The organism is Bradyrhizobium sp. SZCCHNS3016, assembly GCF_032484535.1.
Classification (GTDB): domain Bacteria; phylum Pseudomonadota; class Alphaproteobacteria; order Rhizobiales; family Xanthobacteraceae; genus Bradyrhizobium.
The window spans coordinates 33,881-60,476 of record NZ_JAUETE010000003.1 but is presented as its reverse complement, the minus strand read 5'-3'; the positions used below and the strand labels follow the sequence as shown (position 1 = coordinate 60,476).

Here is a 26,596-nt window from a genome sequence, read left to right as displayed (position 1 = left end):
GGCGCGGCACTCCGGGATAGCCCATGCAGCAACGCGCATGGGTCTTGCCCCCCGCTCGCCGATCGGGACCGAGGGGACGATCAATGCCGATCCTGCATCGATCGATCCGGAAACAAGCTTGGTCAAGCTTCACAAACGACTTTAAGACCTCAAGCAACAACATCACAAAGGGGGAAACCACATGATCAGACCGGGCACCATCATGGCCGCTACATTCGTTCTCGCCGCTGCAGCAACGCTGGCGCCGCGCGCAGGCCACGCCGAGACCTACGCCTATGTCGGCAACGCCGACAGCAACGACATCACCGTCTTCAAGCTCGATGCTTCCAGCGGCGAGATGACGCCGGTGCAGACGGCGGCCTTCGTCGGCGTCGACAAGCCGGGCTCGTCGACCCCGCTCGCCGTCAGCCCGGACAAGCGGGTGCTGATCGCCGGAATCCGCTCGCAGCCGTTCCAGGCCGAGAGCTTTGCGATCGATGCCCGGAACGGCCAGCTCACCCACATCGGCAACGGGCCGCTCGCCGACAGCATGGCCAACATCGCCTTCGACCGCACCGGCAAGGTGCTGTTCAGCGCCTCCTATGGCGGCAACAAGGTCGCGGCGAATCCGGTGCAGGCCAACGGCGTCGTCGCCGCGCCGAGCCAGGTGATCCCGACCGGGCTGAACGCCCATGCCTTCCTGCCCTCGCCCGACAACCGCTTCGTGTTCGCGACCAATCTCGGCTCCGACCAGGTGCTCGGCTTCGCCTTCGACGCCGCCACCGGCGCGCTCTCGACCAAAGAGGCGCTGACGGTGAAGACGCCGGAGAAGTCAGGGCCGCGCCACTTCATCTTCCACCCGAACGGCAAGTTCATCTATCTCCTGCACGAGCTCAACGCCGATCTCGCCGTCTACGCCTATGATGCCGAGAAAGGCAGCTGGAGCGAGCAGCAGCGCACCACCGCCCTGCCCGCCGGCTTCACCGGCAAACCCTGGGCGGCCGATCTTCACGTGACGCCTGATGGCAAGTTCCTCTACGCCTCGGAACGCGGCTCGAACACGATTGCCGGGTTCAAGGTCGATGCGGCCAGCGGGCGCCTGACCTTGATCGGCAGCGTGCCGACCGAGACCCAGCCGCGCGGTTTCGCCATCGATCCCACCGGGCGCTATCTCGCCGCCGTCGGCGAGCTGTCGAACGGCATGACGGTGTATCGGATCGATGCCGCCAGCGGCGCGCTGGAAAAGCTGAAGTCCTACGCGGTCGGCAAGAAGCCGAACTGGGTGGAGTTCGTCAGCCTGCCGTGACCGAACGCCAGGGCCGCGCGAGATCGTGAGTGGCGGCCCCGGCGTTTCCACCGGCGCTATCATCCCCTATATACAGCGCATGACCATGCCTGCCGCCCAGCCCGACCGCCATCCCCTCGCCGTTCAACATCCGGAACTCGACGACGCATCGATCCGCCTGCTGGTCGAGACCTTCTACGGGCGCGCACGGGAGGACGAGCTGATCGGCCCGATCTTCAACCGTGCGGTGGAGGATTGGGACGAACATATCGGCAGGATCAGCGATTTCTGGTCGTCGATGTTCCTGAAGACGGGCCGCTACACCGGCGCGCCGATGCGGCCGCATCTGTTGCTGTCGTTGCAGGGGCCGCATTTCGAGCGCTGGCTGCAACTGTTCGAGGCGACGGCGAAGGACCTGCTCGCGCCGGAACTCGCGGAGCTCTTCATCGTCCGCGCCCGCCGCATCGCCGACAGCTTCGAGATGGGCATCGCCAGCACGCGCGGCGACATCGTGCGCCCGCGCCATTCGGTCTGACCTCGGCTGCAAACATGCGAGCGTTCGAGGAGCGGCGATGCGGCCGCTCTGCGCTCAATGGCGCGTCATCGATTGCGCCGGCATGCTGAAGATCGCTTCGGAGAACGGGAACTCCAGCACGATCTCGCCGTCCTCGTCGGTGACCTCGATGACGGCCGTCATCAGCGCCGCATTGCCGCCTTCGGTGCGCAGCAGTTCCTTGATCATGTCGCGCGCGACTTCCCAGGCGCGGTCGGGACTGCGCAGCACCTCGCCGTCGGTATCGGAGACCAGTTCCTCGCCGATCCGTGTGTTGAAGAAATATCTAGGCATCATCAGCTTCCAATGGGGTCGCGCGCTTGGGTTTTGAAGTCTCGAACATCTCACGACTGCTTCATCCGGCCAGCTCAGCCCCTCAAGCTAGGGACCGAATTGTACGGCGTTGCGAAGCCATCGATCACGAATTCGTTGTTTTCGCGGCTCAATCCGACGAAAACGGCAGCAACTCGCATCTGCAACTTCGCACTGCAATAAACAGGCCTGAGAGGCTCAAACAAAAAGATTCCACTGGCGAACTTTTCGTAGCACGGTAGTTTAATGCTGAGGACGATAACCGTCCCGTCTTGAAGGAGAGGACAATGGCCTGGAAAGCACCGAAGATCGTTGAAGTGCCGGTCGGCATGGAAATCAACATGTACGCCTGCGCGGCCCGCAAATAATTCGCGGGTGTGACGTCCAGGTCTCGGCGATCAGGACGTCGACGCTTGAGGGTGGGGATCAGCGACCGCGTATGTGCCAGCCCGTACGCGGGTCGGATGTCCCACCCTCGTCACCTTCCCTGCGGGCGATCCTGGCCGTTGGTCAGCTTGCCTGTCGGTCATCCTGCCGCTGGTAATCGCGTGCGCCACCACAGCTGAATTCCAGGAGACGGCTCATGCTTCGCCTCGTCGTCCTGGGCGCCGCCGCAGGCGGTGGAGTGCCGCAGTGGAATTGCGGCTGCGCCGTGTGTCGTGCCGCGCGCACGGATCATCCCGAGATCAGCAACAGCCAGGCCTCGGTCGCGGTCAGCGCCGATGGCGCCAACTGGTTCCTGATCAACGCCTCGCCCGATCTGCGTCAGCAGGTCACCCGCACGCCGCAATTGCATCCGAAGCTCGGCGCCTTGCGCCACAGCCCGATCGCCGGCGTGATCCTGACCAATGGCGAGATCGACGCGGTCACGGGGCTGCTGTCGATGCGCGAGAGCTCGCCATTTTCGATCCATGCGCATCCCAAGGTGCTTGCGATCCTCAGATCGAACAACATCTTCGATGTGCTGAAGGACGAGACCGTCAAGCGCGTGCCGATCGTGATCGACGTCCCGTTCCGGCCGCTTTTGCAGGACGGCAGGCCCTCGGGCCTGGAGGTCACGGCCTTCGCCGTCTCGGGAACGAGCGCGTGGTATCTGCGCGACAAGCAGCATCCCGGCGGTAGCTCCACGATCGGCGACACGCTGGGTCTGAAGATTGCCGATCTCGAAGGCGGCCAATATTGCTACGTCATCGCCGCCTGTGCCGGCGTCGACGATGATCTGAGAACGAGATTGAGGGGCGCGCCCCTGGTGCTGTTCGACGGCACGGTGTGGCGCGACGACGAGATGATCCAGGCCGGACTCGGCAACAAGACCGGGCAGAGCATGGGACATATCGCGATGTCCGGAGAAAGCGGCGCGATCAAGCAGCTGGCGGACCTCGCGATCGGCAGGAAGGTCTTCCTGCACATCAACAACTCCAATCCGGCGTGGCTGCACGCCTCACCCGAGCGGCAAACGTTGGAACGCGAGGGATGGGAAATCCCCGCTGAAGGGATGGAGATCGTACTGTGAGTGAGGTCAATCTGAGCGGAATGACGGCGCTGTCGATCGGACGCGGCGTGACGCTGAACAATGCAAGCGAATTGGAAGCAGCACTTCGCCATATCGGCGCGACGCGCTATCACAACCACCACCCGTTTCATAAGCTGCTGCACGGCGGCAAGCTCAACAAGGGCCAGGTGCAGGCCTGGGCGCTCAACCGCTACTACTACCAGTCGACGATCCCGCTGAAGGACGCGATGGTGATGACGCGCTTCCGCGACCGCGCCACGCGGCTGGAATGGCGGCACCGCATCGAGGATCATGATGGCGATGTCGGCAGCGAGGGCGGCATCGAGCGCTGGATCAAACTGACCGAAGGCCTCGGGCTCGACACGGCTTACGTCGAATCCACCGAAGGCATCCTGCCGGCGACGCGCTTCGCGGTCGAAGCCTATGTGCATTTCTGCCGCGACCGCTCGCCGCTGGAGGCGATCGCCTCGTCGCTGACCGAGCTGTTCGCGCCGAGCATCCATGAAGAGCGCATCTCCGGGATGCTCGAGCACTACGATTTCGTCAACAACGACACGATGAGCTACTTCAAGCGGCGTCTCACCCAGGCGCCGCGCGACGCGAACTTCGCGCTGCATTACGTCAAGGAGCACGCCACCACGCCGGAGCAGCGCGCCGCCGTGTGCAACGCGCTGATCTTCAAGACCAACGTGCTGTGGGTGCAGCTCGACGCGCTGTATTACGCCTATGTCGAGGGCAACATCCCGCCCGGCGCCTTCGTGCCGAAGGAGGGCTGAGCGTGGTCTTCGCGGCTCTCTCAGGGGTACCGGTGCCGCGGCATCGGACATAACGCAACCGTTATCGGCTAGAGACCCGCCATGGCTCCGCGTCACATCCAAGTCACCGAGACCAGCCGCGTGGTGCTGCCGCGACACACCAAGCTGAAGTTCGACGAGACGCGCCAGGTCTGGGTCATCCTCGCCCCTGAGCGCGTGCTGGCGCCGGACGAGATCGCGGTCGAGGTGCTCAAGCTGTGCGACGGCGCGCGCGCCGTCGCCGGCATCATCGACGATCTCGCGGCGAAATATGCCGCGCCCCGCGACGTCATCGCGAGCGACGTGGTCGCCATGCTGCAGGATCTCGCCGACAAGGGATTTCTCACCGAGGTTCGGGAGACGACATCATGACCGAGCTCACCGAGACGACGCCGCAGATCGACGCGAATGACGGCCTTGCCGTGCTGGAGCGGCGCGGCTCCACGGCCGAGACCTACGGCATCCCGCTCGCCGTGCTGGCCGAGCTGACGCATCGCTGTCCGCTGCAATGCCCCTATTGCTCCAACCCGCTGGAGCTCGATCGCGCCGGGCAGGAGCTGACGACGGCGGAGTGGAAGAAGGTGCTGTCCGAGCTCGCCGAGATCGGCGTGCTGCAGATCCATTTCTCCGGCGGCGAGCCGACCGCGCGCAAGGATCTGGTCGAGCTGGTGCAGCATGCCAACGACGTCGGACTCTACACCAACCTGATCACCTCGGCCGTGCTCTTGACCCGCGAGCGGCTCAAGGAGCTGGCCGACGCCGGGCTGTCCCATGTCCAGATCAGCTTCCAGGGCAGCGAGGCCGGCATCGCCGACCGCGTCGGCGGCTACAAGGGCGGCCACGTCAAGAAGCTCGAGGTCGCGCGCTGGACCCGCGAGCTCGACCTGCCGCTGACGGTCAACGCCGTGATGCACCGGCAGAATCTGCATCAGCTGCCGGACATCATCCAGATGGCGGTCGATCTCGATGCCGACCGGCTCGAGGTCGCCAACGTGCAATATTACGGCTGGGCGCTGAAGAACCGCGCCAGCCTGATGCCGACCTACGCCCAGTTGGAGGAGACCGACCGCCTCGTCGAGGAGGCCCGCGAGCGGCTGAAGGGCACGCTGACCATCGACTACGTGGTGCCGGACTATTACGCGCTGCGGCCGAAGAAGTGCATGGGCGGCTGGGGCCGGCAGTTCTTCAACATCTCGCCCTCGGGCAAGATCCTGCCCTGCCACGCCGCCGAGAGCATCACCGGGCTCGACTTCATGTCGGTGCGTTCGAACCATTCAATCGCCTGGATCTGGCAGAACTCCGAGGCCTTCAACCGCTACCGCGGCACCGGCTGGATGAAGGAGCCGTGCAAATCCTGCGAGTTCCGCGAGATTGATTTCGGCGGCTGCCGCTGCCAGGCGTTCGCCCTGACCGGCGATGCGGGGAATTCCGATCCGGCCTGCACGCTGTCGCCGCTGCACGAGAGCATCTTCAAGCAGGCCGAGCGTGACGCGGCCTCGGGCCAGGACCGCTTCCTCTATCGCAACTTCGCCGGCGGCACGCCCGAGAGCAATGATGCCTGACGCCGAAGCCGGCCGCGCCTCCGCGCACCGCAGCGATCCGTTCATCCCGCTGACGTCGGAATGGCTGGATGTCTCCGGCGGTCACCAGATCTATGTCGAGAGCAGTGGCCGTGCGGGCGGCATTCCCGCCGTCTATCTGCATGGCGGGCCGGGCTCCGGCTGCCAGCCGGATCACCGCCGGCTGTTCGATCCCGAGCGCTTCCACGCCGTGCTGTTCGACCAGCGCGGCGCCGGCCGCTCGCGTCCTGCACACAGCCGCGACAACAACACCCTGCCCGACCTGATCGCCGACATGGAGGCGATCCGCGAAAGATTCGGTTTCGAGCGCTGGATCGTCGCCGGCGGCTCCTGGGGCGCCACCTTGGCGCTGGCTTATGCGCAGGCGCACCCGACGCGCGTCACGGGGCTGGTGTTGCGCGCGACCTTTTTCGGCACCCGCGCGGAGGTGGCGACCGCCTTCGTCGAGACGCTGGCGCGCTTTCACCCGGCCCTGCACCGCGACTTTCTGGAGCTGCTGCCGGAGAGCGAGCACGCCGATCCGTGCGACGCCTACTTCCGGCGCATCCTCGATCCCGATCCGGCGATCCATGGCCCTGCCGCCCGCGCCTGGCACGATACCGAGCGCGCGCTGTCGGAGGTGAAGCCCGCGCGCGCCCGGCTCGATCGCCTCGCCATCCGCTCCGGCACCGCCTTGCCGGCGACGCCGTTCATGGAGGCGCACTATTTCTCGCACGACAGCTTCATGGCGCCGGACCAGTTGCTGCGCAATGCGAACAGTCTCAGCGGGATTCCCGGAATCATCGTGCAGGGCCGCTACGACCTGCTTTGTCCGCCAGCGACCTCGGCACGGCTGGCGGAGGTGTGGCGCGCCGCCGAAATCCGTGTCGTCGAAGCCGCAGGTCACAATCTTTATGACCCCGGCATCCGCGATGCGGTCATGAAAGCCATCTCCGACATGGCTAAGCGCACGACCGCGCCTTAAACATGTGATCGTCTCCCCTCATTCCTGAGGAGCCATGCGCAGCATGGCGTCTCGAAGGATGAGGCCGATCCATCCCGACCTCATGGTTCACCAGGCAATGCGCAAGCATTGTCCGCGAGACGCGCCCGAGGGGCGCTCCTCACCATGAGGAATTGGCCGCCAAACAAGGACATCTGCAATGCCCATCGCCGGGAAAGGCATGCTGTTGACATCGATGAATATCGATGCCGCTGACGAAGCCGACTTCAACCGCTGGTATGACAGCGAGCATCTCGAAGAGCGCGTGGCCATCCCCGGCTTCATCGAGGCGCGGCGCTATGTCGCCGAGCAGGGCAGCCCGAAATATCTCTGCCTGTATTCGACCGAGACGATCGACGTGCTCGACAGCGCGCCCTATCGCGCCCGGCTGGAGTCGCCGACGGAATGGTCGAAGGCAGTGATGGCGCGGTTCAAGAACATGATCCGCAGCGTCGCGCGCATCACGATCTCGATCGGCGCCGGTCGTGGCGCGGTGCTCGGCATCATCCGCCTGCGGCCGAAGCCGGGACAGGACGGGGCGCTGCGCGACGCGCTGCAGATCGAGCTCGATCCGAGCGAGGTCAAGGGCGTCATCTCGATGCACCTGCTCGAGGGCGATGCCGATCTCTCCGGTCCGGCAGCCGGGGTTCCTGCAAGCTCGCGCGATGCCGACTGGTTCATCCTCATCGACGGCACCGACAGTCATGCCATCGCGACCTTGATGACCACGCGCTTCGCGGCGATCGACGGTCCGCTGGCGACGCAGATCTCGGCCGGCATCTACAGGCTGATGTGGGACCTGAGCCGCGCGGACATCGCCTCTGGCTGAGCGCGCATTGTTCTGCATCAATGACGCGAGCGTGCAACCGGCAGATGCAGCCGCTCGCCACAATGCCGCAACGCAACAAATTCGATGGCAACATCACGCCCGCAATGCGGCGCCGCACACTGTGCACGAAGGGCAGCTTTGCAAATTTGCCTTTGTGTGCGCCTTGGAATGGCTCTAGTCTGATAAGACTATTCAATTGAGCCATTCAAAAAACAGAAGGGCGACGAACAGGACCTGCTCCGGACTCCCAATCGATCCCCAGCCGATCCTGAACAAGCAGTCGTCCTCACGTCAGGAAGGCCGCGCGCTCATGGTTCGCCGCGCGGACAGGGTATGAATGAGAGCGACTGATATCTCGGCCCCCGACTACTTTCACAAAGTAGTCGATTGCCAATGGGCTTGTCCCGCACACACTCCGGTCCCCGAATACATCCGCCTGATCGCCGAGGGTCGCTACAGCGACGCCTACATGATCAATTGGAAATCGAATGTATTCCCGGGCATTCTCGGACGCACCTGCGATCGCCCTTGCGAGCCCGCCTGCCGACGTGGGCGCGTCGAGGAAAGCCCGGTCGCGATCTGCCGCCTCAAGCGCGTTGCGGCCGATTTCAAGGACGACGTCCATCAGCGCATGCCGCGCCCCGTCCCCCGCAACGGCCGGCGCATCGCGCTGGTCGGCGGCGGCCCGGCATCGCTGACCGTGGCGCGCGATCTCGCGCCGCTCGGCTATCACTGCACCGTGTTCGACGCCGATCCCAAGCCCGGCGGCATGATGCGCTCGCAGATCCCCAAATTCCGCCTGCCCGACAGCGTCATCGACGAGGAGACGGGCTACGTGCTCAGCCTCGGCGTCGACTACAAGGCCGGCCATCGTATCGACAGCCTCAAGAAGCTGCTGGCCGAGAACTATGACGCCGTCTTCATCGGCTCCGGCGCGCCACGCGGCCGCGAGCTGAACATTCCAGGTCGGGAGGAAGCGGCGGCCAACATCCATCTCGGCATCGACTGGCTATCCGGCGTCTCGTTCGGCCACACCGACAAGATAGGCAAGCGCGTGATCGTGCTCGGCGGCGGCAACACCGCGATGGATTGCTGCCGCACCGCGCGGCGGCTCGGCGGCGAAGACGTCAAGGTCATCGTGCGCTCCGGCTTCGAGGAGATGAAGGCGTCTCCGTGGGAGAAGGAGGACGCGCTGCACGAGGACATTCCGATCCTCAATTATCTCGTTCCGATCGCGTTCCACCATGCCGCCGGCAAGCTGACCGGCATGACCTTCCAGAAGGTGAAGGCGGAATATGACGCCAACGGCGAACGCTCGCTGGTGCCGTCCGGCGAGCCCGACGAGACCTATCCCTGCGACGACGTGCTGGTCGCCGTCGGCCAGGAGAACGCATTCCCCTGGATCGAAGCCGATTGCGGCATCGAATTCGACAAGCGGCACATGCCCAAGGTCGATCCGACCACCTTCGTCTCGACCAATCCAAAGGTGTTCTTCGGTGGCGACGCCGCGTTCGGGCCGAAGAACATCATCTGGGCGGTCGCGCAGGGCCACGAGGCCGCGCTGTCGATCCATCGCCTGCTCTCGGGCGAGGACATCACCGAGCGCCCGCTGCCCGAGGTGCACATCTCCTCGCAGAAGATGGGCATCCATGAGTGGAGCTACGACAACGACATCTCATCCGACAAGCGCTTCAAGGTGCCGCATCGTGACAAGGTCGTGGCGCTGAAGGACATCCGCACCGAGGTCGAGCTCGGCTACGACGTCAAGCTCGCGCTCGGCGAGGCGCATCGCTGCCTGAATTGCGACGTGCAGACGGTGTTCTCCGACACGCTGTGCATCGAATGCGACGCCTGCGCCGACATCTGTCCGATGGATTGCATCACCTTCACCGACAATGGCGAGGAGGCGGATCTGCGCGCGCGGCTGAAGGCGCCCTCGCTGCATCCCGACCAGAGCCTCTACGTGTCCTCGGATCTGAAGACCGGGCGCGTGATGGTGAAGGACGAGGACGTCTGCCTCCATTGCGGCCTGTGCGCCGAGCGCTGTCCCACCGGTGCCTGGGACATGCAGAAATATTTCATCGAGACGACCCACGCAGGTAACGCATGTCCCAGCAAGCGCCGCTCAGCAGCGTAAACGACTTCGTCGTCCGCTTCGCCAACGTCAACGGCTCCGGCTCGGCCAGCGCCAACGAATTGTTCGCGCGCGCCGTGCTGCGCCACGGTGTGCCGGTATCGCCGCGCAACATCTTCCCGTCGAACATCCAGGGCCTGCCGACCTGGTACGAGGTGCGCGTCACCGAAGCGGGCCATCTCGGCGCCCGCGGCGGCGGCACTGATTTGATGGTGGCGATGAACCCGCAGACCTGGGACAAGGACGTCGCCGGTATCGCGCCGGGCGGCTATCTGTTCTACGATTCCACCAAGCCGATGCCGGCAACCAAGTTCCGCGACGACATCACCGTCATCGGCGTCCCGCTGACCGCGATCACCAACTCGACCTATTCGGATCCGCGCCAGCGCCAGCTGTTCAAGAACATCATCTATCTCGGCGCGCTCTCAGCGCTGCTCGACATGGATCCGAAGCTGATCGAGCAATTGATCGGCGAGCAGTACAAGGGCAAGGAGAAGCTGCTCTCCTCCAACGTCCACGCGCTGCATCTCGGCCGCGACTGGGCGCTGCAGAATTTGAAGTGCCCGATCGGCCTGCGCATCAAGAAGGCCGACAAGGTCGGTGACCGCATTTTCATCGAGGGCAACAACGCCGCCGCGCTGGGCGCCGTCTATGGCGGCGCCACGGTCTGCGCCTGGTACCCGATCACGCCGTCGTCTTCGCTGGCCGAAGCGTTCAGCAACCACTGCAAGAAACTGCGGCACGATCCGGAAACCGGGCAGGCCAAATACGCGATCGTGCAGGCCGAGGACGAGCTCGCCTCGATCGGCATGGTGGTCGGCGCGTCCTGGAACGGCGCCCGCGCCTTTACCACGACATCGGGCCCCGGCGTTTCGCTGATGACCGAGTTCATCGGCCTGTCCTACTTTGCCGAGATCCCGGCCGTGATCATGAACGTGCAGCGCGCCGGCCCCTCGACCGGCATGCCGACGCGGACGCAGCAATGCGACCTGATCGCCTGCGGCTATGCCTCGCACGGTGACACCAAGCACGTGATGCTGTTTCCCGAAGATCCGGCCGAGGCGTTCGAGTTTGCCGCTGCGGCGTTCGATCTTGCCGAGCGGCTGCAGACCACGATTTTCCTGATGCTCGACCTCGACATCGGCATGAACCAGCGGCTGTGCCGGCCGCTGAAGTGGGACGATGCCAAGCAGTATGACCGCGGCAAGGTGATGACGGCGGAGATGCTCGACGAAGGCCGCGACTTCGGCCGCTATCTCGACGTCGACGGCGACGGCATTCCGTTCCGCACCTACCCCGGCACGCATCCGACGAAGGGCTCCTACTTCACCCGCGGCACGTCGCGTGACCGCTACGCGCGCTATTCCGAGGAAGGCGCCGTCTATGCCGACAACGTGCAGCGCCTGCTGCGCAAGTTCCAGACCGCGCAAGACATGGTGCCGCGGCCGCTGCAGGCCAATGCGAGCAAGCCGACGAGATATGGCGTGATCTATTTCGGCTCGACCGCGCCGGCGATGGACGAGGCAATCGGACTGCTGGAGGCGCGCGGCTACCAGCTCGACCGCCTGCGCATCCGCGCCTTCCCGTTCCATTCGAGCGTGGCGAGCTTCATTGCCGAGCACGACTTCGTCTATGTTGTCGAGCAGAACCGCGACGCGCAGCTGCGCCAGCTCATCGTCACGGAGAACGGCATCGATCCGGTCCGGCTGGTGCCGATCCTGCATTATGACGGCACGCCGATCACGGCGCGCTTCATCGCCGATGCGATCGGCGACCACCAGGACCACATCAAGGTCACCCCACTGCGCAAGGCCGTGTCATGACGTGCTCTTCGCTCTCTCCGCCGTCATGCCCGGGCTCGACCCGCCTGCGCGGCCGTAGCTGCTTCGGCGCGGCGAAGGCCCGGGCATCCACGTCTTTCCTCTCGGCCCCGACGTGGATGGCCGGGACAAGCCCGGCCATGACGATGCCGGGTGATGCGAGGCTCTCATGACCTACATCGCAAAGCCGAAGTTCCAGCATCCGGGCATCAAGAAGAACGCGCTCGGCTACAGCCATCGCGACTACGAGGGCAAGATTTCGACCCTCTGCGCCGGCTGCGGCCACGATTCGATCACGGCCTCGATCATCGAGGCCTGCTTCGAGCTGTCGATCGAGCCGCATCGCGTGGCAAAAATCTCCGGCATCGGCTGCTCGTCGAAGACGCCGGACTATTTCCTCGGCAATTCGCACGGCTTCAACACCGTGCACGGTCGCATGCCCTCGGTGCTGACCGGCGCCAACCTCGCCAACCGCGAGCTGATCTATCTCGGCGTCTCCGGCGACGGCGATTCCGCCTCGATCGGCTTCGGCCAGTTCGCCCACGCGATCCGGCGCGGCGTGAACATGACCTATATCGTCGAGAACAATGGTGTCTACGGCCTGACCAAGGGCCAATTCTCGGCGACCGCCGACCGCGGGTCGAAGTCGAAGAAGGGCGTCACCAACACCGACAATCCGATCGACCTGGTCGGCATCGCGCTGCAGCTCGGGGCCACCTATGTGGCGCGGTCGTTCTCCGGCGACAAGAAGCAGCTGGTGCCGATCATCGAGGGCGCCATCCAGCACAAGGGCGCGGCGTTCATCGACGTCATCAGCCCGTGTATCGCGTTCAACAATCACGCCGGCTCAACCAAGAGCTTCGACTATGTCCGCGAGCACAACGATGCCGTGAACCGGCTCGACGTACTGACCGGACGCGATCCGATCGAGATCGACCAGGATCCGGGCACAGTGCAGATCGTCGAGCAGCACGACGGCTCCAGGCTGGCGCTGCGCAAGATCGACGCCGACTACGACCCGCACGACCGGCTCGGCGCCATGACCTTCCTCCAGAAGCATGCCGCGCAAGGCCAGATCGTGACCGGGTTACTCTATGTCGACCCTGAGGCCGACGATCTGCACAGCCACCTCAACACGGTGGAACGCCCGCTCAACCGGCTGGAGGCGGCGGATCTGTGCCCGGGGCAGTCGGTGCTCGACAAGATCAATGCGAGCCTGCGCTGACGCGGCAGCAACGCCCGCAGTCGTGCTTCGAGACGACGCCTGTTTGCCGCGCCGGTTTCGGAGCTGGCTCTCGTAGCCCGGATGTCGCGTCCGCCTCCGCCCTCCGGGCGCAGGCTTCCGCTCATCCGGACGACGATCCTGTTCATCGTCCACGTGCGGCTACGGCCGTAGCGCGCTCGCCCAAACGCGATCGAGCTGCGCGATCGCCGCTGGCAGCGGCAGCGCCGAAAGCGCGTCATCGCCACCACTCACAAGCCCAAACTCGCGCAGCCGCAGCAGCGCCTCATCGATATTGAACCTCCGACCCAGCCCGAACATCTGCTGCAGCAACTCCTCGACATGGCTGCCCAATGCAGCACGCGAGAGCGGCACCGACGCCAGCAGCAGGCCGCCATAGGCCAGCACCGCCTCCTTCCAGTCCTGGTCCTCGGCCTCGCCGATCAGATAGTTGAAGATGCCGGAATTGTTGTTGACGTTGCGGAAGTAGATGTTGTCGGTGACCTGCTTCTGGTGGATCAGCGATTGGCGGTGGAAGTTGCCCCACTGCCGCAGGATGAAGGCGCCGAGCGCAAACAGGCCCGACAGCGCCGCCAGCGCCTGCTCCGTATCGTTGTCGTGCACGGTGCCGCTGAGGCCGAGATAAAAGCCGGCGACGATGAACAGCACCGTCAAGGTCGAGGCCAGCTTGAGCAGGATCGGTACGCCGCCGACCAGCGCCGGCACGCCCAGCGTCAGTTGCTCGCGCAGGCCCATGACGACGCGGACGTTCGGCAGCAGCGCCTCGAGGTCGAAGCGCGCGATGTGGCGGAAATATTTGAACAGCACCGCGCCGCCGCGGATCTTGTTGCGGCCGCGCCAGGCGGCGGCCTTGCTCTTCTTCTTGACCGGCTCGTCGGGCTTGGTCGCGACCATCAGCACGATGTCGTCATAGACCTCGATCTCATGCTTGCGCCGTCGCAGCCCATACAGCATGGGGACCTCGATCGTCTCCTGATGCTGGCCACGCCGGAACATCCGTACAGCACGATAGTCGGAGATCGGCGCCTTCAGCTTGACCCGCACCAGCGCATGCTCGGCAAAGGCGCGCTCGATCTCGTCATGGCTGATCTCGATGAAATTGGCCTCGCCGAGTACCCGCACGACTTCGTCGGCGAGGCTGCGATAGGCCGCGTCGAGATCCTCCGGCGATCGACGGCGGCCGACCGGCACCTCGGGATCGAAGTCGAAATAGGCGTCGCGGAACCGATCGAGCTCGTCGAAATATTGATGGTGCAGAATCGCGCCGAGCATACGCGCCAGCTGCCGCAGCTCGCTGGCCTGAGCGTCATCGACATGGCCGTTCGAGATCAGGCCATCAAGAATGTCCGACTTGCGCAACGGAATGAACCGGTCCCGCCGCTCCGCCGCCGCCGTCTTCCCTGGTCCGACCACGCCACTCACGCCCGAGCTTCGATCTGCGCCATTGACAGCCGATCCGGCTGCACGGGCCGGCGCGTCCGGCCAACCCGCATACCATAGCGCCCCGATCCCGTTCACGCCACTCGCCGCAACACGTAAGCTGCAGGTCCCGCCTGCAGAACGAGAGACTGATCATGACCCACGCCGGACAGCAGACATCCCCGTTCCGGGCCATCCGGGCCATCGACTACACCGTCATCCTGGTGCGCGACTGGTCCGCGATGCGCCGCTTCTATGAGGAGGTGCTTGGCTTTCCCCTGCTGCGCGAGCTGTCACAAGGCTGGATCGAGTACCAGGCCGGCAGCAACACGCTGGCGCTCGCCCGGCCGCAACGGCTGGCCTCGGACCAGCCGACGCCGCCAGGGAGCGCATCGCTTCAGCTCGCCTTCAAGGTGACCCGCGACGATGTCGACCGCTGCGCGGCCGAGCTGACCGGCAAGGGCATCGCCCTCATGGAGCCGCCGACGGACCAGCCCTTCGGCCACCGCACGCTGTTCTTCAGGGATCCCGACGGCAATCTGCTCGAGGTGTTTGCGGACATCTAAGGCTTGGCGGCCGCGCTAGGCGGCCGCCGGTTGTATCCGGGGATTGAGCACGTACTCCTTCAGCACCTTGTCGGTGGCGGCGTCGACTTCCACCAGCGAGACGTCGTAGCTCCAGAGATCGGCGAGATGCTGCAGCACGCGCTTGGTGTCGGTCTCGCTGAGCTGGGCCCCCTTCACCACGGTATGCCGCAGCATCAGGCGGCGGTCGCCGGCGAGATCGACATCGACCACCTCGATGTTCGGATCGATGCAACCGACGTCGTACTGCTTGGACAGCTCGCGGCGGACACGGCGATAGCCGCGCTCGTCATGAATGGCGTCGACGAGGATGCCGGCGCGCTCAGCCGGATCGTCATGCAGGTGGAAAAGTCTGAGCTGTCGGATCAGGTTGGGGCTGAGGAACTGGCTGATGAAGCTCTCGTCGCGATAATTGGCCCAGACGTCGCGCAGCACCGCCATCTCGTCGCCGGTGCCGGCGATGTCCGGAAACCACTCGCGGTCCTCGTCGGTCGGGTCCTTCACGATGCGCTCGATGTCCTGCATGATCGCAAAGCCGAGCGCGTAAGGGTTGAATCCGGAGAAGCGCGGATCGTCGAACTCCGGCTGGAAGACGACGTTGGTGTGCGACTGCAGGAACTCCAGGAAGTTGCCGTCGGTGAGGCGGCCGTCCTGATGCAGCCGGTTCATGATGCGATAATGCACATAGGTCGCCGTGCCCTCGTTCATGACCTTGGTCTGGCCCTGCGGATAGAAGTATTGCGCGATGTGGCGGACGATGCGCAGCAATTCGCGTTGCCAGGGCGCCAGCCGCGGCGCGGTCTTCTCCAGGAAATAAAGCAGGTTCTCCTGCGGGAGGCCGAGCAGCGCGCGGCGCCGCTCGACGTTCAGCATCGCATTGGTCTTGACCGGGCCGGTCGGCACCGTACGCCAGAGATCGTTGAACTGGCCCTCCTCGTAGAGCCTGCGCTTGCCGGCGCGCTTCTCCTCCTCGCGGAAGTCGAGCTTCTTCTTGCCGGGATAGCGGTCGACGCCGTGCGACATCAGCGCATGCGCCGCGTCCAGCGTATGCTCGACCGCGAGCCGACCGTAGCGCTCCTCGCATTGCGCGATGTAGCCGCGGGCGAAATCGAGATAGTCGAGGATGCCGTCGGCGTCGGTCCACTGCTTGAACAGATAGTTGTTCTTGAAGAAATGGTTGTGGCCGAACGCGGCGTGCGCGATCACCAAGGTCTGCATCGTCGCCGTGTTCTCCTCCATCAGATAGGAGATGCAGGGCGAGGAGTTGATCACGATCTCATAGGCGAGGCCCATCAGCCCCTTGCGGTACGAGGCCTCGTGGTAGGCGAAGTGCTTGCCGAACGACCAGTGCTTGTAGAACAAGGGCATGCCGACCGAGGAATAGGCGTCGAGCATCTGCTCGGCCGTGATCACCTCGATCTGGTTGGGATAGGTGTCAAGCCCGAGCTCCTTCTCGGCGACGGCTTCGCAGGCATCGTGGATGCGCTGCAGGGTGAGGAAATTCCAATCCGCGCCATCGAACAGCAACCCGCTCATGACGCCGCCCTCTCCTGCGTGGTGCCGCGACGCTGAAACAGGTCGTGGAACACCGGGAAGATCTCGCTGCGGTCACGCACCTTGCGCATCGACAGCGGCTCGCCATCGGCGCGCAGCCGCTCATACAGCGACCACAGCGCGGAATCCGGCATCTCGAACGAATAGGTGCCGGATTCGCCGACCTCGAGATAGGCGAAGAACTGCGACACCGGCAGGATGTTGTCCGTCAGCAGACGGGCGACGTTCTCGGAATCCGAAGTGGCGTTGTCGCCGTCGGAGGCCTGCGCCGCGTAGATGTTCCAGTCCGAGGGGCGGAAGCGCGAGCGGACGATGTCGTGCATGCATTGCAGGGCGCTCGACACCAAGGTGCCGCCGGATGCCGGTCCATAGAAGAACGTCTGCTCGTCGACCTCCTCGGCGCGATCGGTATGACGGATGAAGACGATCTCGACATGACGGTAGCGCCGGGTCAGGAACACGTAGAGCAGCATGTAGAACCGCTTGGCGAGGTCCTTCATGTGCTCCGACATCGAGCCGGACACGTCCATCAGGCAGAACATCACGGCCTGTGCGATCGGCTTCGGCACGGCCTCGAAGCGGCGGTAGCGGATGTCGATCGGATCGATGAAGGGGATGCGCTTGGCCTTGGCCTTCAAGGTCTCGATCTCGGCCAGCAGCGCGGCACGCTTGTCGTCGTCGGTCTCCTGCTCCAGCTGGGCCTCGAGTTCGGCAATCGCCTCCGGCCGCGGACGGCGCAGCGCCACGCGGCGGGCCAAGGCGCGGGTGACGGTGCGGCTGATCGAGATGTTGGCCGGTGAGCCCGACGTCGAGTAGCCGGCACGCACCAGCCCCTCGCTCTCGGCCTCGGCGAATTTGCGCTTGGCGAGATCAGGCAGTTCGAGATCGTCGAGGAAGAGATTGACGAACTCCTCCTTGCTCAGCACGAAGCGGAACGCGTCCTCGCTGTCGCCTTGTCCGGGCGCCGACTTGCGGCCGCTGCCGTCGCCGGAGCGCGGCAGGATGTCGCCTTCGACGAACTTCTTGTTGCCGGGCAGCACCATGTCGCGGGTGCCGCCCTCGCGGCGGAAGCGCGGCTCGTCCATGCCGTCGAGCGGGATCGAGACCTCGCCGCCCTCCAGCACGTCCTTGATGTCGCGGTCCTGCGAGGTCTTCTTGACCGCTCCCTGAACCAGGGCCTTGGCGCGGCGCAAAAATCGCTGACGATTTTCGAGACTTTTGCCGCCCGGATTCAGGCGCCGATCAATGATGTGCATGACCACGTTCCATACGCCTCCTGCTGCAGCGGCTTCGACTCCTGCTCTCCCCCGCCGCGATGCCGCGGTGCAGTATCGGACCCGACACTGCAACGGCACCCTCTGCCTGTCCGACGCCTCCCAGCGAAGCTCAGCGTCGAACGTTCATCTCGTTCGTAACCCTGGCGCCGACGTCAGACCGATGGCCTGCCGCACCTGCAGTGAACATCGGCGCCGGACCACGATCAACCCGCCTGCTTCACGCGCATGTACCACTCGACCAGCCGACGGACCTGCCGCTCGGTGTAGCCGCGTTCGACCATGCGCGCGACGAAGTCGTCGTGCTTCTTCTCGGTCTCGCCGTCCTTCTTGGTGCCGAACGAGATGACCGGAAGCAGATCCTCGACCTGCGAGAATATCCTCTTTTCGATGACTTCGCGGATCTTTTCGTAGGAGGTCCAGGACGGATTTTTGCCTCCATTCTGGGCTCGGGAGCGCAGCGAGAACTTGACAACCTCGTTGCGGAAGTCCTTCGGGTTGGCGATCCCGGCCGGCTTCTCGATCTTGGTCAGCTCCTGGTTCAACAGCTCGCGATTGAGCAGCTGTCCCGTATCGGGATCCTTGAAGTCCTGATCCTCGATCCAGGCGTCGGCGTAGTCGACGTAGCGGTCGAACAGGTTCTGGCCGTAATCGGAGTAGGATTCGAGATAGGCCTTCTGGATCTCGTGACCGATGAACTCGGCGTAACGCGGCGCAAGATCCGCCTTGATGAATTCGAGGTAGCGCTTCTCGATCTCCTCGGGCAGTTGCTCGCGCTTGATCGACTGCTCCAGCACGTACATCAGATGCACGGCGTCGGCCGATACTTCCGCCGTATCGTGATTGTAGGTCGCAGCCAGCACCTTGAAGGCAAAGCGGGTGGAGATGCCGTCCATGCCCTCGTCGACGCCGGCAGCATCGCGATATTCCTGCACGCTGCGCGCCTTCGGATCGGACTCCTTGAGGCTCTCGCCGTCATAGACCCGCATCTTGGCATACAGCGTCGAGTTCTCGTGCTTGCGCAGGCGCGACATCACCGAGAAGCGGGCGAGCGTGTCCAAGGTCGCCGGCGCGCAGGGCGCGGTGGAGAGCTCGGAGCCCTGGATCAGCTTCTCATAGATCTTGCGCTCCTCGGTGACGCGCAGGCAGTACGGCACCTTGATGACGCAGATGCGGTCGATGAAGGCCTCGTTGTTCTTGTTGGTCTTGAAGCTCTGCCACTCCGACTCGTTGGAGTGGGCGAGGATCACGCCGTTGTAGGGAATGGCGCCGATGTTCTCGGTGCCGATATAGTTGCCTTCCTGCGTCGCCGTCAGCAGCGGATGCAGCATCTTGATCGGCGCCTTGAACATCTCGACGAACTCGAGAATGCCCTGGTTGGCGCGGTTGAGACCGCCCGAATAGCTGTAGGCGTCGGGATCGTTTTGCGCGTAGGTCTCGAGCTTGCGGATATCGACCTTGCCGACCAGCGAGGAGATGTCCTGGTTGTTCTCGTCGCCGGGCTCGGTCTTGGCGATGCCGATCTGGCGCAGCCGCGACGGCTGGATCTTGGCGACGCGGAACTGCGAGATGTCGCCGCCGAAGGCTTCGAGCCGCTTGTAGCACCACGGGCTCATCAGGCCGGACAAACGGCGGCGCGGAATGCCGTATTTCTCCTCGAGCATCGGGCCCAGCGTGTCGGGATCGAACAGGCCGAGCGGCGACTCGAACACCGGGCTCAGCTCATCTCCGGCCTTGAGCACGTAGATCGGATGGGTTTCCATCAACTGCTTCAGCCGTTCGGCCAGCGACGACTTGCCGCCGCCGACCGGTCCAAGCAGATAGAGGATCTGCTTGCGCTCTTCGAGACCCTGCGCGGCGTGACGGAAGAAGCCGACGATGCGCTCGATCGTGTCCTCCATGCCGTAGAAGCCGGCGAATGCAGGATACAGGCGAACCGTCCGGTTCAAAAAAATACGGCCAAGGCGTGGGTCCTTGGCCGTGTCTATCATCTGAGGCTCGCCGATCGCAGCTAGTAGTCGTTCAGCGGCGTTCGCGTATCGCATCGGGTCGGTTCGACACGATTCTAGATATTCCTGCATCGACATGTCGGTCTGGCTGCGTGCCTCGAACGACCTTGCGAACGCGTTGAACAACGAATCGTTGTACATGATCCCTCTCCACGTAGGTTCCGCCGCACTGCTGCAACGGGCCGAGATCCAAGTACGTTCCTGCTGATCCCGAACCGACTCAGAGTGAAGCGCGCTAGCCCCCATTGGGCACCGTCTTCGTCCTTTTCCGCAACGCAAAGTGCATGCAGCATATGCCCTATCAACATGCACTTCGCTCAATAGTTCGGCAAAAGCCGGCCGACTCTCCCCATTTGTACCTCATTGTCTCTGCTTCGCAACATCCGCAATACCCCGGCACCGTAGTCTCCCTGCGCCGCACAAGGTGTTGTGAAGCCACGTGAACTGGTGGCGTGACAGCTCCAAAATCAGTCTCTCTTCCCGAAGTGAACCGCGAGTGAACGCAACTCTTCCCGCAAGCGCTCCAGGCAGGGAACGTCTCATTCGCTGCACGACCTGATGCGCGCTGGCCACGGCGGCCGACCAAACACGGGCCTGCTGCGATCGCATCTGCCGTCGCTCATACAACGTCCTCGAGGGAGCGATGAGCGCGCGCATCTCATAGGGCCGCGCGCACGCATGTTCGCCGCCTGAACCGAACGGCGTGAAATAACGCGCGGCTGAAGCCGGACGGATCACTCGATGCCGATCATTGCCATGATCACACGGCAGTTCGCCGCTGAGCGTCTGCAGCCGGAAAGCATCATGGGTTATCCGCCGACACTCGTGAGGCGCTGCCGAGGCGACAACCGTGAGACGTTCGCCATGATCCGTTGCGTAGGGCACCATTCCCCAGAACACATGTGGCACCTTTCCAGCATTGCAAGCCGGAGAAGCTTGATCGACGGCATTTGCTTGCCTCCCGGGGCCTCTCCGGCGCACGAGCACTGCTGAGGTCGACGCAGGCCGAACGCCGACCGCGCTCTGGCGGCTCTGCCGCGCGCTTTGGCCGGAACGATCAGCGGCAGGCTTCGCGTCGCCTGCCGATCTCCCTCCGGACGCGCCCCGCCGGCACGTCACCCCGGCTCGAAGCTCTTGGGATTCCAGAGGGATCAATCCATTATGAATGGCGTTCTCCTGAGGGCTGGCGCATAGTTGTTCATGTGAGGTCCCTATCGACCTGGCAGCTGCCAGGCGGGAACCCAAAAAAGCAAGCCGACGCACATAGATAGGCATCATGAATCCGGTCAAAGCTCTCGAAGAACACGGCCAGGCGGTCTGGCTCGATTTCCTCGCACGCGGCTTCGTCGCCAAAGGCGACCTCAAGCGGCTGATCGATGAGGATGGCGTCAAGGGCGTCACCTCGAATCCCGCGATTTTCGAGAAGGCGATCGGCAGCTCCGACGAATATGACACGCCGATCGCCACGGCGCTGAAGAACGGCGATCGATCGCCGACGCAGCTGTTCGAGGCCGTTGCCGTCGAGGACATCCAGAATGCCGCCGACGTGCTGCGGCCCGTCTATGACCGCTTCGATGGCAATGACGGCTTCGTCAGCCTCGAAGTCTCGCCCTATCTGGCGATGGACAGCACAGCGACCATCACCGAGGCCGAACAGCTCTGGAAGGCGGTCGACCGCAGGAATCTGATGATCAAGGTGCCGGCGACCAACGCCTGCCTGCCGGCCATCCAGCACCTGATCTCCAAGGGCATCAGCGTCAACATCACCTTGCTGTTTTCGCAAGACGTCTACCGGCAGGTTGCCGAAGCCTACATTGCCGGCCTCGAAGCCTACGTCGGCGCCGGCGGCGATCCGTCGCATGTCGCCAGCGTGGCCTCGTTCTTCGTCAGCCGCATCGACAGCGTGGTCGACAAGCAGCTGGACGAGAAGATCGCCCAGGCCAATGATCCGACCGAGAAGGAGCGGCTAGCCGCGCTCAAGGGCAGGATCGCCATCGCCAATGCAAAGATGGCGTATCAGGACTACAAGCAGCTGTTCGCCGGCGCGCGCTGGGAGCGGCTGGCCAAGCAAGGGGCCAAGCCGCAGCGGCTGCTCTGGGCCTCCACCGGCACCAAGAACAAGGACTACAGCGACGTCCTCTATGTCGAGGAGCTGATCGGGCCGAACACCGTCAACACCGTGCCGCCGGCCACGCTGGACGCCTTCCGTGATCACGGCAAGGTGCGCGACAGTCTGGAGGAAGACGTCGACGCGGCCCAGGCCGCCCTTGAGGATCTGGCGAAGACCGGCATCTCGCTCGACGACATCACCGCAGATCTCGTGATCGACGGCGTCAAGCAGTTCGCGGACGCCGCCGACAAGCTCTATGGCGCGGTTGCGCACAAGCGCGCCGTCGTGCTCGGGACCGGGCTTGGGCAGCAGTCGATCGCGGTTGCTGCTGATCTGCAGAAGAAGGTTGCCTCCGCTACCGAGGATTGGCGCAAGGACGCCAGGATCCGCCGACTCTGGCACAATGACGCGACGGTCTGGACCGGCCGAGACGAGCACAAATGGCTGGGCTGGCTGACCAGCGCGGAGAAGGCCGACATCGCCGATTACGAGGACTATGCGCAGCGGGTGAAGGGACAGAAATTCTCCGACGCCGTGGTCCTCGGCATGGGCGGCTCCAGCCTCGGGCCGGAGGTGCTCGCCGAGACCTTCCCGCGCAAGGCCGGCTTCCCCAAGCTGCATGTGCTCGACTCCACCGATCCGGCGCAGGTGCGCGCGATGGAGAAGGCGATCGACATCGCCAGGACGGTGTTCATCGTCTCCTCCAAGTCGGGCGGCACCACCGAGCCGAACGCGATGAAGGACTATTTCTTCGCACGCGTGGCCAACGCGATCGGGCCCAAGAGGGCCGGACATCGCTTCATCGCCGTGACCGATCCCGGCTCGTCGCTGGAGAAGGCGGCCAAGGCGCAAGGCTTCGCCCGCATCTTCCACGGCGAGCCGACCATCGGCGGCCGCTATTCGGTGCTGTCGCCGTTCGGCCTGGTGCCGGCTGCCACAGCCGGCATCGACGTGCGCAGGCTGATCACGCAGGCGCTGTCCATGGTGCGCTCCTGCGGGCCCGACGTGCCGCCGCTGCAGAACCCGGGTGTGCAGCTCGGTCTGGCGATGGGCCTTGCCGGCCTCGAAGGCCGCGACAAGGTGACGATCTTCGCCTCGCCCAAGATTGCCGATTTCGGCGCCTGGGCCGAGCAGCTGATCGCGGAGTCCACGGGCAAGGAAGGCAAGGGCCTGATCCCGATCGATGGCGAACGAGTCGCCTCGCCCGAGGTCTACGGTCATGATCGCTTCTTCATCGACATCAAGGTCGACGGCGACGAGGTGGCGGGCCATGACGCGAAGCTCGCCGCGCTCGAGGAGGCCGGTCATCCCGTCGTGCGCATCGTCATGACGTCGATCGACCAGCTCGGGCAGGAATTCTTCCGCTTCGAGATGGCGACCGCCGTCGCCGGCGCTGTGCTCGGCATCAACCCGTTCGACCAGCCCGACGTCGAATCGGCCAAGATCAAGACCCGCGAACTGACCGCGGCGTTCGAGCAGAGCGGCGCGCTGCCGGCGGAGGACCCCGTCGTGGCGATCAAGGGCTGCGAGCTCTACACCGATGCGCAGAACGCCGAGAGCCTGCGCGGGCATGGCGCCGACGGCACGCTCGCGTCCTGGCTGAAGGCGCATCTCGGCCGCGCCGGCGACGGCGACTACATCGCCCTGCTCGGCTATATCGACCGCAATGCAGGCAATATCGACACGCTGCAGCGGATCCGGCTGAGGCTGCGCGACGCCAAGCACCTCGCCACCTGCGCCGAATTCGGTCCGCGCTTCCTGCACTCGACCGGCCAGGCCTACAAGGGCGGTCCGGACAGCGGCGTGTTTCTCCAGATCACCGCCGACGATGCCGAGGATCTGCCGATCCCCGGGCAGAAGGCGAGCTTCGGCGTGATCAAGGCGGCGCAGGCGCGCGGCGATTTCGACGTGCTCACCGAGCGCGGGCGCCGGGCTCTTCGGGTCCATCTCAAGGGCAATCTGAAATCGGGCCTGAAGATGCTCGACAGCGCGATCAGCGAAGCGCTGAGCTAGGAAGGGCCTCGTCGATGCAGCTTGGAATGATCGGTCTCGGGCGGATGGGCGGCAACATCGTGCGCCGCCTGATTCGCGCGGGGCACTCCTGCGTGGTCTATGATCGCGACGCAAAGGCTGTGGCCGCGCTGGTCTCCGAAGGCGCCACCGGCGCCGCGAGCCTCGAGGAGTTCGTCGGCAAGCTCGCCACCCCGCGGCACGCATGGATCATGCTGCCGGCCGGCAAGATCACGGAAGCCACCGTCGAGCAGCTCACCGGGCTGATGACCCGGGACGATGTCATCATCGACGGCGGCAACAGTTTTTGGCAGGACGACGTCCGCCGCGGCAAGGCCCTGAAGGAGCGCGGTCTGCACTACGTCGACGTCGGCACCTCCGGCGGGGTCTGGGGCCTCGATCGCGGCTACTGCATGATGATTGGCGGCGATAAGCCGGTCGTCGACCGGCTCGATCCGATCTTCGCCGCGCTCGCGCCTGGGATCGGCGACATCCCGCGCACACCGGGCCGTGATGGCCGCGACCTGCGCGTCGAGCAGGGCTATCTGCATGCCGGTGCGGTGGGCGCCGGGCACTTCGTCAAGATGATCCACAACGGCATCGAATATGGCCTGATGCAGGCCTATGCCGAGGGCTTCGACATCCTCAGGAATGCGAACAGCGCGGCGCTGCCGCAGGCGCACCGCTTCGACTTCGATCTCGCAGATATCGCCGAGGTGTGGCGCCGCGGCAGCGTCATTCCGTCCTGGCTGCTCGACCTCACCGCCAGTGCACTGGCGCGGCAGCCCGGTCTGGAGAAATATTCCGGCTACGTCGAGGATTCCGGCGAGGGCCGCTGGACCGTGAATGCGGCGATCGACGAGGCGGTGCCGGCCGAGGTGTTGACCGCCGCCTTGTTCGCCCGTTTCCGCTCGCGCCAGGAGCACACGTTCGCTGAGAAGATTCTCTCGGCAATGCGCGAAGGCTTCGGCGGACACAAGGAACCCGAACAGCACCCAGACCCGGCGCGCCAGAGCGCGCCCGAGATCGTCAAGCCGAAGGCGGACCGCGCGTGACCGCCCAGCATTCGCATCAGCCGCAACACCAGAAGCCTGACGCCTGCGCCTTCGTCCTCTTCGGCGTGACCGGCGACCTGACGCATCGGCTGGTCCTGCCATCGCTTTACAATCTGGCCGCCAATCATCTGCTGCCCGACAGGCTCTGCATCGTCGGCATTGCCCGCAAGGGCATGTCGAGCGAGCAACTGCGCGACAATCTCATGGAAGGCCTGCGCAAATACGCCACACGCCCGATCGAGGATGAGATCGCGCAGCGCTTGTTGCAATGCGTGACGGCGATCGAGGCCGATCCGAAGGAGCCGGAAAGCTTCGATCAGTTGAAAGCGAAGCTGGAAAAGCTGGAAGCCGCGCGGGAGACCCACGGCAATCGGCTGTTCTACCTGGCGACGCCGCCGAGCGCTTTTGCGCCGATCGCGCAACAGCTCGGGCGCGTCGGGTTGCTGCGCGAGGACGGCAAGGCTTGGCGCCGCCTCGTGGTGGAAAAGCCGTTCGGCACCGACCTCGCCTCGGCCAAGAAGCTGAACGACGAGCTGCTGCAGCTCGTGACCGAGCACCAGATCTACCGGATCGATCATTACCTCGGCAAGGAGACGGTGCAGAACATCCTGGTGCTGCGCTTCGCCAATGGCATGTTCGAACCGATCTGGAACAGGCATCACATCGACCATGTCCAGATCACCGTCGAGGAGAAGCTCGGCGTCGGCACGCGCGGCAGCTTCTACGACGCGACCGGCGCGCTGCGCGACATGGTCCCCAACCATCTATTCCAGTTGCTCTCGCTGGTGGCGATGGAGCCGCCGGCCCGGTTCGATGCACATACCGTCCGCTCCGAGAAGGCCGAGGTGCTATCGGCGATCCAGCCGTTGAGCGAACGGGAGGCGCTGCTCAACTCGGTGCGCGGTCAGTACACGGCCGGCATGATCGGCGACGCCGAGCTGCCCGACTATGTCAGGAGCAAGGACGTCCGCCCCGACAGCACCACCGAGACCTATGCCGCCTTCAAGCTCACGATCGACAATTGGCGCTGGGCCGGCGTTCCGTTCTATCTGCGCACCGGCAAGGCGCTCGGCGCCAAGCGCACCGAGGTCGCGATCAAGTTCCGCCAGGCGCCGTTCGCAATGTTCAGTTGCACGCCGATCGAAACCCTGGCCGAAAACTATCTGGTCATCGGCATCGAGCCGACCCAGAGCATCACGCTGCAGTTCAACACCAAGGTACCCGGCCCCACCATCCGCACCGACGGCGTGCAGATGAAGTTCAACTACAAGGACTATTTCCAGGCTGAGCCGGCCACCGGCTACGAGACGCTGATCTATGACTGCATGATCGGCGACAACATCCTGTTCCAGCGCGCCGACAGCGTCGAAGCCGGCTGGAAGGCCGTCGAGCCGTTCATCGGGGCGTGGAAGAAGGCTGGCCGCGATGGCCTGCATTCCTACGCGGCCGGCAGCGAGGGACCTGAGGCGGCGGCCGATCTCCTGGCCCGCGACGGCCGCAGCTGGCGCAAGCTGGTTTAGCCGTGGCCGGGCCGCAGGACCGCAAGCTCGTGCGCGT

At 64.5% G+C, this 26,596-nt stretch carries 21 protein-coding genes; 16 read left to right on the top strand and 5 right to left on the bottom strand.

The features are described 5' to 3' along the window. Positions 1–181: 181 nt before the first annotated feature. Together QW881_RS07740 and QW881_RS07735 are read left to right on the top strand one after the other, a co-directional pair. Positions 182–1,285 (top strand): lactonase family protein, encoded by a 1,104-nt coding sequence (locus tag QW881_RS07740; protein ID WP_315755280.1) that lies wholly within the window; start codon positions 182–184, stop codon positions 1,283–1,285. A gap of 79 nt (positions 1,286–1,364) precedes the next feature. Beyond that, entirely contained in the window at positions 1,365–1,799 is a 435-nt protein-coding gene (locus tag QW881_RS07735; protein WP_316158147.1) for a group III truncated hemoglobin, read from the top strand. A gap of 54 nt (positions 1,800–1,853) precedes the next feature. Here the strand turns inward: QW881_RS07735 and QW881_RS07730 are convergent, their stop codons facing one another. Next, a complete protein-coding gene (locus tag QW881_RS07730) occupies positions 1,854–2,111 on the bottom strand; it encodes a DUF6894 family protein (protein WP_315755279.1) in 258 nt (85 codons plus the stop codon). Positions 2,112–2,416: 305 nt separating this feature from the next. Here QW881_RS07730 and pqqA point away from each other — a divergent pair, with 305 nt between their 5' ends. The 10 genes from pqqA to QW881_RS07680 all read left to right on the top strand — a co-directional run bounded on the left by pqqA (position 2,417) and on the right by QW881_RS07680 (position 13,006). Beyond that, on the top strand, positions 2,417–2,497 hold the full coding sequence (pqqA, locus tag QW881_RS07725; protein WP_012029362.1) for a pyrroloquinoline quinone precursor peptide PqqA: 81 nt from the start codon (positions 2,417–2,419) through the stop codon (positions 2,495–2,497). A 215-nt stretch (positions 2,498–2,712) separates the two neighbouring features. Then, entirely contained in the window at positions 2,713–3,642 is a 930-nt protein-coding gene (pqqB, locus tag QW881_RS07720) for a pyrroloquinoline quinone biosynthesis protein PqqB (RefSeq protein WP_315755278.1), read from the top strand. 20 nt (positions 3,643–3,662) lie between these two features. Next, positions 3,663–4,418, top strand: coding sequence for a pyrroloquinoline-quinone synthase PqqC (gene pqqC, locus QW881_RS07715; protein ID WP_409998962.1), 756 nt, complete (start codon positions 3,663–3,665; stop codon positions 4,416–4,418). A gap of 81 nt (positions 4,419–4,499) precedes the next feature. Then, the gene (pqqD, locus tag QW881_RS07710; protein ID WP_315755276.1) at positions 4,500–4,808 is read left to right on the top strand and encodes a pyrroloquinoline quinone biosynthesis peptide chaperone PqqD; all 309 of its coding nucleotides are present in this window, start codon (positions 4,500–4,502) and stop codon (positions 4,806–4,808) included. After that, positions 4,805–5,998 carry a pyrroloquinoline quinone biosynthesis protein PqqE gene (pqqE, locus tag QW881_RS07705; protein WP_315755275.1) on the top strand — a complete coding sequence of 398 codons (1,194 nt, stop codon included), beginning with the start codon at positions 4,805–4,807 and terminating at the stop codon, positions 5,996–5,998. The genes pqqD and pqqE overlap by 4 nt, the downstream gene beginning before the upstream one ends. Then, positions 5,991–6,980: a prolyl aminopeptidase gene (pip, locus tag QW881_RS07700; protein ID WP_315755274.1), complete on the top strand. Its 990-nt coding sequence runs from the start codon at positions 5,991–5,993 to the stop codon at positions 6,978–6,980. The genes pqqE and pip overlap by 8 nt, the downstream gene beginning before the upstream one ends. A gap of 178 nt (positions 6,981–7,158) precedes the next feature. Then, the gene (locus QW881_RS07695; protein WP_315738641.1) at positions 7,159–7,827 is read left to right on the top strand and encodes a DUF4286 family protein; all 669 of its coding nucleotides are present in this window, start codon (positions 7,159–7,161) and stop codon (positions 7,825–7,827) included. Between the two features lie 337 nt (positions 7,828–8,164). Then, entirely contained in the window at positions 8,165–9,964 is a 1,800-nt protein-coding gene (locus tag QW881_RS07690) for an FAD-dependent oxidoreductase (protein ID WP_315755273.1), read from the top strand. Next, positions 9,934–11,784 carry a 2-oxoacid:acceptor oxidoreductase subunit alpha gene (locus tag QW881_RS07685; protein WP_315755272.1) on the top strand — a complete coding sequence of 617 codons (1,851 nt, stop codon included), beginning with the start codon at positions 9,934–9,936 and terminating at the stop codon, positions 11,782–11,784. The genes QW881_RS07690 and QW881_RS07685 overlap by 31 nt, the downstream gene beginning before the upstream one ends. 166 nt (positions 11,785–11,950) lie before the next feature. Next, positions 11,951–13,006, top strand: a complete 1,056-nt coding sequence (locus QW881_RS07680; protein ID WP_315755271.1) for a 2-oxoacid:ferredoxin oxidoreductase subunit beta — start codon at positions 11,951–11,953, stop codon at positions 13,004–13,006. 159 nt (positions 13,007–13,165) lie between these two features. Here the strand turns inward: QW881_RS07680 and QW881_RS07675 are convergent, their stop codons facing one another. After that, on the bottom strand, positions 13,166–14,437 hold the full coding sequence (locus QW881_RS07675) for a TMEM143 family protein (RefSeq protein WP_315755270.1): 1,272 nt from the start codon (positions 14,435–14,437) through the stop codon (positions 13,166–13,168). A 161-nt stretch (positions 14,438–14,598) separates the two neighbouring features. On the opposite strand from QW881_RS07675, the gene QW881_RS07670 reads away from it, so the two are divergent. Next, positions 14,599–15,009, top strand: coding sequence for a VOC family protein (locus QW881_RS07670; protein WP_315755269.1), 411 nt, complete (start codon positions 14,599–14,601; stop codon positions 15,007–15,009). Positions 15,010–15,024: 15 nt separating this feature from the next. On the opposite strand, the gene QW881_RS07665 is transcribed toward QW881_RS07670, so the two are convergent. The 3 genes from QW881_RS07665 to QW881_RS07655 all read right to left on the bottom strand — a co-directional run bounded on the left by QW881_RS07665 (position 15,025) and on the right by QW881_RS07655 (position 20,005). Next, positions 15,025–16,563: a SpoVR family protein gene (locus QW881_RS07665; protein WP_315755268.1), complete on the bottom strand. Its 1,539-nt coding sequence runs from the start codon at positions 16,561–16,563 to the stop codon at positions 15,025–15,027. Then, positions 16,560–17,837, bottom strand: coding sequence for a YeaH/YhbH family protein (locus QW881_RS07660; protein WP_315755267.1), 1,278 nt, complete (start codon positions 17,835–17,837; stop codon positions 16,560–16,562). The genes QW881_RS07665 and QW881_RS07660 overlap by 4 nt, the downstream gene beginning before the upstream one ends. A 224-nt stretch (positions 17,838–18,061) precedes the next feature. Further along, positions 18,062–20,005 (bottom strand): PrkA family serine protein kinase, encoded by a 1,944-nt coding sequence (locus QW881_RS07655; RefSeq protein WP_315755266.1) that lies wholly within the window; start codon positions 20,003–20,005, stop codon positions 18,062–18,064. Positions 20,006–21,140: 1,135 nt separating this feature from the next. On the opposite strand from QW881_RS07655, the gene QW881_RS07650 reads away from it, so the two are divergent. The 3 genes from QW881_RS07650 to zwf are packed head-to-tail and all read left to right on the top strand — an operon-like array spanning position 21,141 to position 26,559. Then, the gene (locus tag QW881_RS07650; protein ID WP_315755265.1) at positions 21,141–23,987 is read left to right on the top strand and encodes a bifunctional transaldolase/phosoglucose isomerase; all 2,847 of its coding nucleotides are present in this window, start codon (positions 21,141–21,143) and stop codon (positions 23,985–23,987) included. A 14-nt stretch (positions 23,988–24,001) separates the two neighbouring features. After that, positions 24,002–25,039, top strand: a complete 1,038-nt coding sequence (gene gnd / locus QW881_RS07645; RefSeq protein WP_315755264.1) for a phosphogluconate dehydrogenase (NAD(+)-dependent, decarboxylating) — start codon at positions 24,002–24,004, stop codon at positions 25,037–25,039. After that, entirely contained in the window at positions 25,036–26,559 is a 1,524-nt protein-coding gene (gene zwf, locus QW881_RS07640) for a glucose-6-phosphate dehydrogenase (RefSeq protein WP_315755263.1), read from the top strand. Before gnd ends, zwf begins: the two co-directional genes overlap by 4 nt. The last annotated feature ends 37 nt before the right edge of the window (positions 26,560–26,596 follow it).